Consider the following 12,108-nt stretch of genomic DNA (forward strand, 5'->3'; position numbering starts at 1 on the left):
TGAAAATGAAAATAAACTTGACACCCGGAAACTGAGGATATTGAGGATCTTATACGACCTTATTTATTTCCATAATAATAATAATGATGCTTTTTGATATCGCTTTTACAAATCAATGTTCCTAAAATCTTTGCCCCTACCTTTTCCAAGGCTTTCTTGGCCATTTTAGCATCATCTTTTTTTGTTTCATTCAAAGCAATAATGAGCACAACCCCATCCACCGTTCGACAAAGAACAGAAGCATCTGCAATAGAAAGAACAGGTGGGGAATCAATCAGAATAATATCATATTTTTCTCTTGCCTCAGTAATCATGCGGTCAAAGGTTTGAGTGGCCAGAATTTCCGCCGGATTTGGTGGTTGAGGGCCTGAGGTGATAATATCTAAATTATCAAATTCTTCAATTTTCTGCACAACATCAATCAAGTTCAGTTTTTCTACCAATAAGTTGACCAAGCCGGGCATTTGAGCCAGATTAAACATTTTATGCAGGCTGGATTTTCTTAAATCACAGTCAACCAACAAGACCTTTTTTCCAGAGGTGGCAAAGGTGATGGCCGTATTGGCGATGGAGGTGGTTTTTCCCTCATTTGTCATCGAACTGGTGAACATAATCACCTTGTCCACCTGATCAACATTCATATAGTTCAAGTTTGTGCGGAATATTTTGTATCTTTCTGCTACGGCAGAATGAGGATCATTCAATGCTATCAGATTCGTACTTCTCATTAGTTTTCTCCCTTAAATTTTGGAATAACACCTAAGGACGGTAAACCCAATTCTCTTTCGATCTCTTCTTCCTTTTGGAAAGTGTTACTTAAGATCATACTCAAAAAGATGATCCCGATGGCCGTCATAAAACCTAATAAACCGGCAATAGCGGTATTCTGCAGGATGTTTGGACTAGAGTTGGTCTTGGGCAGCACAGCTTGATCCACAATTTGGACATTCTTAACCCCAACCACATCCTCTGCCTTTTCCTTTAATACCTCGGAGTATTTATTGACGATTTTCATCGCCAAATCCGGATCCGGATCCATAAAGGAGATGCGCATAAAACGAGAATCATTTACGGTATCAATTCTAATGAATTTGCTCAGCTTATCTGTTTCGGTAGTGATGGCCAATTCTTTTTTGACTCGTTCGGAAACAAGCCTGGTGTTAACCAATTCTCGATAATCTGCAATCAACTTATTATCCATGGAGAGTTCCTCCATGCTGATACCAAGGGTATTTGTTGCGTCTCTGCCAATAAAGATGGTGGATTGGGCTGTATAAAGATGCGTTACCTTCTCCTTTGTAATATAGAAAGTCACCCCGGCTGCTACTACCGTTAAGATTAAAACAACCCACCATTTCTTAATGATATGTTCAAACAGTTCCAGCAAATTTATTTCACCGTATTCTTCGTTATACTCATTTACTTCCATGGAGCAAGCAACCTCCCAATCATTCCTTTGTGCGTTTTTTTCTCTGTCTTTAAATCCACTATCGGCTCATTGGCTATCAATTTGGCACCATTTTTCCGAAACAGCAGTTCAGCCGCATCAATTCCTAGTTCATCCTGGACTAAAGTATAAGCTTCCCTCATCTGAGGTTTTCTGCTTAATAGATTATGACTGTCACTGGCAATAAAATGAATAACTCCCTTCCATAAGAGATTTAAAGCAGTTTTTTTGGTGCGCCGATCCATCAGGGATGAAGCATTCAATTGCATATAATAACCCCGATCTTTCAGTGTCTGAAGCAAATCAGGCTCCTTAATGAGGTAATCAAACCTTTCAATATGGGCCAGAATGATTTGGAAACCTTGCAGCTGGATTTCATAAAGGAGTTTTTCATGGTAGGGATAGATCTTATGTCGGGGAAGCTCCACCAAAAGGTAAGAAGATCCTCCCATGGAAGAGCACTTTCCTGACATAAGACCGGCTTGCCATTCTTCTTCTAAATAAATTTCACTGCCTAAAAAGATATTTAATCCCAGGCCTTCCTGCTCCACCTTAGTTTTAAGTTCCTCAAAAATTGATTTTATGTTTGCGCATTGATATTTTGGGGGACGATAATGGGGGGTGGCAATAATTTCCTTAACGCCATTATCCTTGGCATAGCGCAATAAGGACAAAGAATCCTCCATCGTCTTAGGACCGTCATCAATACCCGGTAAAATGTGTGCATGAATGTCTATCATCGCTAACCTTCTATTTCCACTGTCTTAATTTAATAATTTTACATATTTCATATAAAGTTCCATTGCCGTGGCGTACTCCTGCTGGCTTAACATACTGTTTAAGTAATCTTGTGCCTCTTGTTTTTCTTCCGGGGTCAAGCCACCCTTAGAGAGACCAAAAAGATAAGCTGTATCAAGACTGTTATAGATATTCGCTCCCGTATTTAAATCATTGGGATTGATTAGGTCTCGATTCTGGTCAATGATCTGCTGTATTGCTGGATCATGTACCTCGTTCCCATTTACGGCTTGACTATTATTTGGTGTCGTACTCACCCCACCAGGCTGATTGAAATCAGTCTCTTCAATTCCTGATTCCATCAGGGCTGCAACAATAATTTCCTTTTCCTTGTTGGTCAAAGGATTAATTTCCGGCATTTTTTCTCTGCCGTATTGTTGGAGATATTTTTTTTCCAGTTCCTGCATCCGTTTTGATTCGTAGTCCTCTAAATAGGCTTTGATCATATCAGACTTAAATTGTACCTGAATGGTTTCTTTTAGCAGTTCCTGATCAACTTTTGCTCCGCTCGTCCTATCAGCAAGTGCCGTGGGCACCAAAAGCCCGATGGCAGCACCGAAGATTAAGGTTGCCGCCAGCATGATTAAGTTCTTCTGAAATTTTTTCATTGCTTGACCTCTTTTAAATTTAAAATTATCTATCCAGATTCTAATGCATGATTATGCTTTTCATGCCTTAATCGAATTTTTTAACACAAAACATATAATAACATGTTAACGATAATTTTTCCATTAAAAAACCATTAATTATCAACAATTTCAATTTTTCTAAGGGGTACAAATTTGGCAGGGCTTATATCCTTTGGTAAACGCCTCTTTCCTGGATGGAAACAAAACCTTATTTTTAACATTCATGCCGGCCACACTGCTACATTCAGGATCATGAAAAACCAAGGTATTTTTGTTTCCCACATAGTACGTGCCTATGGTCTTAGCAACTCCTTTATCATCGGAGAAGATTTTTGGTAATTCCTCTAAATTCTTGCCGGCAAAAAGCTTTAGATAAGTTCCGTCTGTGGTTACTGTGATATTGCCATTTTTCGCTGTCGTATAAACCTTTGATCCTAATAACTGCCAGCGATTGACCACCAACTCATCAGGATGATCATAACTATTATCTGCGCCAACTTCAATGACAGCCAGCTCAGGTGCTACAGCTAAAGCAAATTTGGGACTGGAGGAAGTGGTCGAGCCATGATGTCCTACCTTGACAACATCACTTTTAAGTCCCATTTTATCATAAACTAAGGCCATGTCTTCAGTGGATTTTTCTGCATCTCCCGTAAAAAGAAAGCTTTTCTTTTGATAGGTCAGTTTCATAATAGGACTATGATCATTATCACTATCCTCATTCGGGCCAACAGGGGCAAATACTTTTATTTTTACATCCGGATCCACCTGCAAGAAATCTCCTTGATAAAGCTCTTTGATCTTTAATTTTTTATTGGCTGCTTCCCGAAGGAAAGCAAGGTAAGTTTTCGTATCACTGGTACCATTTAAATAGACATTGCCCACATCATAATTTTTTATAATCCCCGGAAGAGATCCAATATGATCGTTGTCAGTATGGGTCCCTAATACCACATCCAGTTTGGTGATTTTTTGGTCTGAAAGAACAGCTGCAACCCGGCCATACATATCACCGGAACCACCGTCGATGAGCATGGATTTTCCGTTAGGAAATTGAACCAGGACACTGTCCCCTTGATCTACATCAATGAAAGTAACTTTCAATAATCCAGACGATTCAGGAAGTACAGATTCTCCTTTATCAGCTAATACACTGCATGCAGCCATAATCATAGAAAGGAATATTAAGAAAAATACCAGCAATTTTTTGAATGATTTCATATTTTTTCTTCCTTCTTCAGTTATATATTGGTTTTAACTTTCAATAGCTTTAATCTTTTCGAAAAGCACCTATTAATAACTATCGGCCTTTACATTAACATGACCACCCACTAAGGGGTGGTCATGATTTTAAGACCTGTGTAAGCCAAGTTTTCTTTATTTATTACCATAGCTTAACAATCTTTGATCTCTGAAGTTCTCCCATTTCGTTCCCGTTTGGGCATAATTAGCAAAAGGATGAATAGATATCCCTCCTCGGGGGGTAAATTCCCCTACCACTTCAATATATTTGGGATCAATTAATGCAATAAAGTCTTTCATGATGATGTTGACCACATCTTCATGGAAATCCCCGTGATTACGAAAACTAAAAAGGTAGAGCTTTAATGATTTGCTTTCCACCAGTTTTTTATCCGGAATATAATTAACAATGATCGTAGCAAAATCCGGCTGTCCCGTCATGGGACATAGACTGGTAAATTCCGGACATTTAAACTGGACAAAATAATCATGCTCCGGATGCTTGTTATCAAAACATTCCAGCAGTGTAGGATCATATTGAAAGATATATGAGGTGTCACCCGATCCTAAATGGGTTAAACCTGCGATATTTTTATTTCTCATTTTACTACCCCCTGCAGTCATTATATCGCTGCCAGAAGTCGATCCCCAGGTGTTTGCCTAAGACGGTAGTATGTCCTAGTTTTGTTTAGAGACAGGATGGATCTCGAACTGTCTGACATGATTTCGCTATCGAGCATATCATAATTTCATTTCCCTGTAAACACCTGCTTCGAAAGATAGATTTTCCTTGTTTTCTTTTTCTAATTGCAGCAAGCGTTCTTTGATTGGAAGACCTCCTCCATAGCCGACCAGTTTACCATTAGCTCCGATGACCCTGTGGCAGGGAATAATAATCGCAATGGGATTCCGATTATTGGCTCTGCCAATAGCCCGGCAAGCTTTGGGATTTCCAATTTGTGCTGCCATCTCTTTATAGCTGCGGGTTTCGCCGTAGGGAATAGTCTGAAGGGCATGCCATGCTGCCAACTGAAATTCCGTACCTTCCAAGGCAAGCGGCACATCAAAAGCGGAGCGCTTTCCCTCCAGATATTCTTTAATCTGGAGAGATGCTTTTTGAATCAAAGGAGTCTCCATAACATTCTGATCTCCGGAGATTGTCTCTCCGTCAAAAAAAACATCTGTGATCGCAGTCCCATTTGCGCCAATCCCAATTTGACCAATTTCCGTAAGATAATAGAATATATTTTTCATAACAGCCACCACCTCCAGGCGCTAAAAAATAGATTGACCAATAAATCTAAGGTAAAAATTCATTTGACTACAGATTGCTCATGATGATGCAATGATTTCTTCCTGGATTTCCTCTCCCATCTTCGTTAAAGAGATGATTTTGGTGAAGGAATCAGTTTTATTTGCTGCATACTGGCGGGCAGCTTGGGTATCTTTACCAAAGTGCATGGGAATAAGCACTTTAGGGGCAACTTCCTTAATAAAATAATCTGCCCCCAGGGAATAGAATTTTTCCAGCCTTGGGTCCACGGGGAAGAAGGCCAAATCAATTTTTTCCCCTTTGATCCGGGCAATTTCTTTCTTAAATAATTCCTCCGCCCGGATAATTTCCTCTGGACTATCCTCCCACCAATGCCACCAGTTCAGATCTCCGGCATGAAAAAGAGTCACTCCGGCACAACGCACCAAAAAAGATACCCCTATGTCTGTAGAACCATAGGTTTTGATCTCAATATCCCTAATCCTGATTTCCTCACCAGGGGATACAGGATGTATATTTGGTTCCTGGTTGTTGATTGGAATTTCATCACTGAGAATGTAATTGATATCGTTTATCTTCTCCTGCCATTGGAAAACAACGGGATTGAAATGGTCCGGGTGGCTATGAGAAATAAAAACTAAGGTACTTTGATTCGCTAAATTCATGGGCCCTTGATAATAATCAAAGATCAACTGATATTTACCTATTTCCACACGAAATCCGCTATGGAACAGATATTGAATTTTGAGCAATTGTCTCGTCATTCCCATCCCTCCTTCCAGCTCTTTTTCCGTAGGTTTACTATAGCTTTTTACGGGTAATTAAAAAATTCACCTAGCCATGATCGAAAATGACCAGCAGGTATTATTTTTTAATTATAACATGAAACCAGGAGCATAAAGATGTTTTAAATTTTCTGAGTCTTATTATCGTAATTTAAATCTTATCTTAAGGGGATGTTTTTAATTTACCACCCAACTCCTGTGATAAACCTTCTTCGTAGATTTTGCGGATCATTACTTCTATCTCACTATCTTGAATAGACAAATCTTTAATTTCGTATTTTGAGGAAATTTGGCTGATTAATTGGGAAGTAGTAACTTCATTCCTACTGAATTTCAACCAGCGGCGGTTTCCCTCTTTTCTTATTACTTCTGCCCCCGCAATGGAAAAATCATCAATGTCTTCTTCCATATCAATAATCAGGATCCGCTCTTTGCCATAAATCTCTTTTATCCTGGCCAGTTCCCCATCATACATGACCTGGCCGTTATCGATCAAAATCATGCGTTGGCAGAGTTTTTCGATATCAGACATATCATGAGTGGTTAAGATTACCGTGACTCCTCGCTCTTGATTTATTTCCCGAATAAAATTCCGCATCCGTTCTTTGGCAACCACATCTAAACCAATGGTAGGTTCGTCCAAAAAAAGAATTATCGGATCGTGGAGCAGTGACGCGGCAATATCCGCCCGCATCCTTTGTCCCAGTGAAAGTTGGCGCACCGGGGTCTGAAGAAATTCGTCCAGACCTAATATCTCGGAGAATTTGGCCATATTTTGCCGGTATCGATCCGAAGGGATGCGAAATACCTGCTTTAAAAGTTCAAAGGATTCAATGGCAGGCAAATCCCACCAAAGCTGGGTACGTTGCCCGAAGACTACTCCGATCTGCCGGGAATTTTTTTGCCGTTCCTGATAGGGTACAATCCCATTCACCATAATTTCACCGGCTGTGGGAACAAGGATGCCTGTAAGCATCTTAATAGAAGTAGACTTACCGGCTCCATTTGGCCCAACATAACCAACTATTTCTCCTGCATCTATAGTGAAGGAAATATCCTGAACCGCCATTTTTTTCTCATATTCTCTGTGAAATAGGCTTTTTATTGCCCCCCACAAACCCTCCTGTCTTTTGGCAATGAAAAATTCTTTATAGAGGTGATGTACCTCAATAATACTCATTGACTGCCTCCTAACTTTATCACCACTAAACGTCAGTTTTTCTGTTTATGATCCGGCACTTTTATAATGATTTAGGCCTGTCTTCCAAATTTGAAAAGAAACCATGAAGAAAACCAGACCCACCAAAATACTGAAAAAGCCCCAGGAGGGAGCATAGCCTTCATTTAATTTCCCAAGTAATGATAAAGACGGTAAGTAATTAATAAAAGCAAAAGGTAGAATAAATATTAACAGTGCCTGTACCCCTCGGGGGAAAATGGTCAGAGGATAATTCATCAGACTTTTGGTTGGCCACATAATTGCCCAATACAGCCGTTCTGAACGATTCGTCCAAAAAGCTACCGCAGATATCAACACCAGCATACCTCCCTGAATAAAAGTTCCGCCAACAACCGCCCCTAGAAAAACCAGCCACTGCCAACTTATCCAGTGAAGTGCCAGACGATTATAGGCCAGGATCATGGCAATGATACTGAATAACAGATGACCAAAAGCCCCTATATCAAATTTCAAAGCCATCACATGCAAAAAAGGATGAATCGGCCGGATCAGAATGCGGTCAAAAGTCCCTTGAATAATATATTGATCCAGCTCCCGGAAATGAAAGAAAAAAATCACGCACATGCTCCATGATAATAGGGAGAGAGCAAATAAAAATAAAAGTTCCCAAAAGACCCACCCTTTGATGGAACCAAAGGAATAAAGCAAAACCCACATAGTCACGGCTGATCCGGCATAGGTCATCATCCATCCCAAAATATTCATTACAAAAGCATAACGGTACTGGAGTTGCGCCTTAATGCTTACCTCAACCATATAAAAATATATTTTTATCACCCTTAACACGGATTTCCCCATGAATCAACCTCCCTGCACCACAATTTTCATGGACGCCTTGCTCCAGACCAAACGCAGTATTCCCCAGCAGATCACCAGCCATATAACCTGAGATACCAAAGATATCAGAAGGGCTTGTCCCGTCAATTGACCTACAAAGATAGAGTTGGGTACAAAGAATATCCCCTGAAAAGGTAAGAAATAAGCAATCCGCTCCAGCCAGTCCGGAAAAAACCAAAGGGGTACAATGGCACCGGAAAACAAGGATATGGAGAAATAAAAAATATCCTCCACCCCTCCAGTTTCGACCAACCAGAAAGTAAATAAACCAAAGGTCAGCTCAAGTGAGTAGCGGATTAAGTAGCCCAGTATAACTGAAATGGAAAATATGCCCAATTGGGCCAGGGAACCAGGTACCACCGGCTGAAACAGCAAAAATATCGCGGAATAAAGGGGGATCACTGCTGTGATAAAGTAGAAGGTCATGCTCCCCAGGTCGGAAAATAGCATCCTAATCGGATAATCATAAGGCCGAAGGATTTCTATCGCAATATCACCAGTTCGTACACGCTCCTGAATTTCCCATAGAGGTGTACCAGCATTATGAATTCCTTGCAAGGCGAGACTTATCATAATATAACTTAATGTTGCATGAAAAGAGACATTTTCCACTGAGTCTTTTCCATAATAAAGGGCATACCAAATGAAGCCCCACATGCTTAAAGTCATCAAGTTGCCGAAAATTCTTGTCCAAGCGTCAGCCCGATAAACCGCTGCCCGCTGGAAAGATTTTCGGGTAAACTCCCAATACATTTTAATTGTTCCCATTATTCTTCTCATTTCTTTCTACTTAGAATATTTTCATTTTTTTTAAGAATTTTCCCGGGCTGCCTTATTATTAATCATACTATTAAATTATATCAAAAAAGCACACCAAATAGTGTGCTTTTAATTAAAATTAGAACCTGGCAACGACCTACCCTCCCAGGGACCTGCGTCCCAAGTACTATCGGCGCTGGAGAGCTTAACTTCTGTGTTCGGAATGGATACAGGTGGGGCCTCTCCGCCATCATCACCAGGAAAATTTATGAAGTTGGAACAATCTATAACTGTTCTCTCAAAACTACACAGTGAAGTCTTTCATGCTTAGAATTTATCTTTAAGGTCAAGTCCTCGACCTATTAGTACCGGTCAGCTCCGGACATTACTGCCCTTCCACACCCGGCCTATCTACCAGTTCGTCTTTCTGGGGTCTTATCAGCTTGCGCTGTGGGAAATCTTATCTTAAGGGGGGCTTCGCGCTTAGATGCTTTCAGCGCTTATCCCTGCCAGACTTAGCTACCCAGCTGTACCCTTGGCAGGATAACTGGTACACCAGTGGTCTGTCCATCCCGGTCCTCTCGTACTAGGGACAGTGCCTCTCAAATTTCCTCCGCCTGCGACGGATAGGGACCGAACTGTCTCACGACGTTCTGAACCCAGCTCACGTACCGCTTTAATGGGCGAACAGCCCAACCCTTGGGACCTACTACAGCCCCAGGATGCGATGAGCCGACATCGAGGTGCCAAACCTCCCCGTCGATGTGGACTCTTGGGGGAGATAAGCCTGTTATCCCCGGGGTAGCTTTTATCCGTTGAGCGACGGCCCTTCCACTCGGTACCGCCGGATCACTAAGCCCGACTTTCGTCCCTGCTCGAAATGTCTCTCTCGCAGTCAAGCTCCCTTCTGCCTTTACACTCTTCGCGCGATTTCCATCCGCGCTGAGGGAACCTTTGGGCGCCTCCGTTACTCTTTGGGAGGCGACCGCCCCAGTCAAACTGCCCACCTGACAATGTCCTTCAGCCGGCTTACGGCTTGAAGTTAGAATTTCAGCACATCAAGAGTGGTATCCCACCAGCGACTCCAATGAGACTGGCGTCCCATCTTCTTAGTCTCCCACCTATCCTGTACGTGATATACCAAAATCCAATGTCAGGCTGCAGTAAAGCTCCACGGGGTCTTTCTGTCCTGTCGCAGGTAACCGGTATCTTCACCGGTATTACAATTTCGCCGAGTCCCTTGTTGAGACAGTGCCCAAATCGTTACGCCTTTCGTGCGGGTCGGAACTTACCCGACAAGGAATTTCGCTACCTTAGGACCGTTATAGTTACGGCCGCCGTTTACTGGGGCTTCAATTCAAAGCTTCACGTTTCCGCTGACCTCTCCTCTTAACCTTCCAGCACCGGGCAGGCGTCAGCACCTATACGTCGTCTTTCGACTTTGCAGGCACCTGTGTTTTTGCTAAACAGTCGCTTGGGCCTTTTCTCTGCGGCCTCTTCATGCTCAGTCTGTTAAAAACCTCACATTACAAAGGCACCCCTTCTCCCGAAGTTACGGGGTCATTTTGCCGAGTTCCTTAACAAGGGTTCTCTCGCGCGCCTTAGGATTCTCACCCCACCTACCTGTGTCGGTTTTCGGTACAGGCACCTGGCTCCTCGTTAGAGGCTTTTCTTGACAGTGTGGGATCAGTCAGTTCGCTACTTATTTTCGCTCCCCATCACCTCTCAGGATCTTTGAAAGACGGTTTTTCCTATCTTTCTCCCTACAGGCTTGGACGCACTCTACCAACCGTGCGCTTGACCTACCCTCCTGTGTCACCCCTTCCTTCAAACGGATCCAGGTGGTATCGGAATCTTTACCGATTGTCCATCATCTACGCTTTTCGCCTCGACTTAGGTCCTGACTTACCCTGGGCGGACGAGCCTTCCCCAGGAACCCTTAGGTTTTTGGCGGGCAGGATTCTCACCTGCCTTTTCGCTTACTCATACCGGCATTCTCACTACTGAACTCTCCAGCTCTCCTTCCGGTAAACCTTCGTCGTGTTCAGTACGCTCCCCTACCACTCAAGAAGCAAGATGCTAGAAGCAAGATGCAAGATTATTAGTCTTACCTCTTGTTTCTTGCCTCTAGCATCTTGCTTCTTGAATCCGAAGCTTCGGTGGTGTGCTTGAGCCCCGTTACATTTTCGGCGCAGGGTCACTCGACCAGTGAGCTATTACGCACTCTTTAAATGGTGGCTGCTTCTAAGCCAACATCCTGGTTGTTTTAGCAACTCTACATCCTTTTCCACTTAGCACACACTTTGGGACCTTAGCTGTCGATCTGGGCTGTTTCCCTTTCGACTATGAAGCTTATCCCCCACAGTCTGACTCCCAAGATAAATTTATGGCATTCGCAGTTTGTGAGAGTTCGGTAACCTGGTTAGGCCCCTAGCTCGAACAGTGCTCTACCGCCATAAATCATCTCTTGAGGCTAGCCCTAAAGCTATTTCGGGGAGAACCAGCTATCTCTTGGTTCGATTGGCATTTCACCCCTACCCACAATTCATCCGCTCACTTTTCAACGTAAGTCGGTTCGGGCCTCCACTCAGTCTTACCTGAGCTTCACCCTGACCATGGGTAGATCACCAAGTTTCGGGTCTACAACAACGAACTTTCCGCCCTATTAAGACTCGCTTTCGCTTCGGCTCCGTCTTCTCGACTTAACCTCGCTCGTTATCGTAACTCGCCGGTCCATTCTACAAAAGGTACGCCATCACACATTTAAAGTGCTCTGACAGTTTGTAAGCATACGGTTTCAGGTTCTTTTTCACTCCCCTCCCGGGGTTCTTTTCACCTTTCCCTCACGGTACTGGTTCACTATCGGTCGCCAAGGAGTATTTAGCCTTGGGGGGTGGTCCCCCCGGATTCCCACGGGGTTTCTCGTGTCCCGCGGTACTTGGGATACTTTCGAGCATTTCCGCCTTTCGCCTACAGGATTGTTACCCTCTGTGATGGGCCTTTCCAGACCTCTTCGGCTAGGCTTCCTTACTTCTCATGAAAGTCCCGCAACCCCGGTTGCCTAAGCAACCGGTTTAGGCTCTTCCCGTTTCGCTCGC

The 12,108-nt window shown here is 42.9% G+C and carries 11 protein-coding genes and 2 rRNA genes (1 of these 13 only partly in view); all 13 read right to left on the reverse strand.

Going from position 1 to position 12,108, the window contains the following annotated elements:
• Positions 1-59: 59 nt before the first annotated feature.
• The gene (locus tag CEQ75_RS13905) at positions 60-728 is read right to left on the reverse strand and encodes a CpsD/CapB family tyrosine-protein kinase (RefSeq protein ID WP_089611573.1); all 669 of its coding nucleotides are present in this window, start codon (positions 726-728) and stop codon (positions 60-62) included.
• Complete coding sequence (locus CEQ75_RS13910; protein WP_089611575.1) at positions 728-1,429, reverse strand: YveK family protein; 702 nt, start codon at positions 1,427-1,429, stop codon at positions 728-730. Before CEQ75_RS13910 ends, CEQ75_RS13905 begins: the two co-directional genes overlap by 1 nt.
• Positions 1,420-2,187 (reverse strand): tyrosine-protein phosphatase, encoded by a 768-nt coding sequence (locus CEQ75_RS13915; protein ID WP_089611577.1) that lies wholly within the window; start codon positions 2,185-2,187, stop codon positions 1,420-1,422. The genes CEQ75_RS13910 and CEQ75_RS13915 overlap by 10 nt, the downstream gene beginning before the upstream one ends.
• Positions 2,188-2,211: 24 nt before the next feature.
• Positions 2,212-2,853, reverse strand: coding sequence for a hypothetical protein (locus CEQ75_RS13920; protein WP_089611578.1), 642 nt, complete (start codon positions 2,851-2,853; stop codon positions 2,212-2,214).
• Positions 2,854-3,012: 159 nt separating this feature from the next.
• Complete coding sequence (locus CEQ75_RS13925) at positions 3,013-4,095, reverse strand: ComEC/Rec2 family competence protein (RefSeq protein ID WP_089611580.1); 1,083 nt, start codon at positions 4,093-4,095, stop codon at positions 3,013-3,015.
• 156 nt (positions 4,096-4,251) lie between these two features.
• Complete coding sequence (gene queF / locus CEQ75_RS13930; protein WP_089611582.1) at positions 4,252-4,719, reverse strand: preQ(1) synthase; 468 nt, start codon at positions 4,717-4,719, stop codon at positions 4,252-4,254.
• 138 nt (positions 4,720-4,857) lie between these two features.
• Complete coding sequence (locus CEQ75_RS13935) at positions 4,858-5,370, reverse strand: methylated-DNA--[protein]-cysteine S-methyltransferase (RefSeq protein ID WP_089611584.1); 513 nt, start codon at positions 5,368-5,370, stop codon at positions 4,858-4,860.
• A gap of 78 nt (positions 5,371-5,448) precedes the next feature.
• Positions 5,449-6,153: an MBL fold metallo-hydrolase gene (locus CEQ75_RS13940; protein WP_089611585.1), complete on the reverse strand. Its 705-nt coding sequence runs from the start codon at positions 6,151-6,153 to the stop codon at positions 5,449-5,451.
• A gap of 184 nt (positions 6,154-6,337) precedes the next feature.
• Positions 6,338-7,354 (reverse strand): ABC transporter ATP-binding protein, encoded by a 1,017-nt coding sequence (locus tag CEQ75_RS13945; protein ID WP_089611586.1) that lies wholly within the window; start codon positions 7,352-7,354, stop codon positions 6,338-6,340.
• Positions 7,355-7,399: 45 nt separating this feature from the next.
• Positions 7,400-8,212: an ABC transporter permease gene (locus CEQ75_RS13950; protein ID WP_089611588.1), complete on the reverse strand. Its 813-nt coding sequence runs from the start codon at positions 8,210-8,212 to the stop codon at positions 7,400-7,402.
• Positions 8,213-8,215: 3 nt separating this feature from the next.
• Positions 8,216-9,019, reverse strand: a complete 804-nt coding sequence (locus CEQ75_RS13955; RefSeq protein WP_242965231.1) for an ABC transporter permease — start codon at positions 9,017-9,019, stop codon at positions 8,216-8,218.
• Positions 9,020-9,154: 135 nt separating this feature from the next.
• A 5S ribosomal RNA gene (rrf, locus tag CEQ75_RS13960) occupies positions 9,155-9,271 on the reverse strand.
• An 81-nt stretch (positions 9,272-9,352) separates the two neighbouring features.
• Positions 9,353-12,108, reverse strand: a 23S ribosomal RNA gene (locus CEQ75_RS13965) (it continues 248 nt past the right edge of the window).

The sequence above is a fragment of the Dehalobacterium formicoaceticum genome (assembly GCF_002224645.1).
Lineage (GTDB): Bacteria > Bacillota > Dehalobacteriia > Dehalobacteriales > Dehalobacteriaceae > Dehalobacterium > Dehalobacterium formicoaceticum.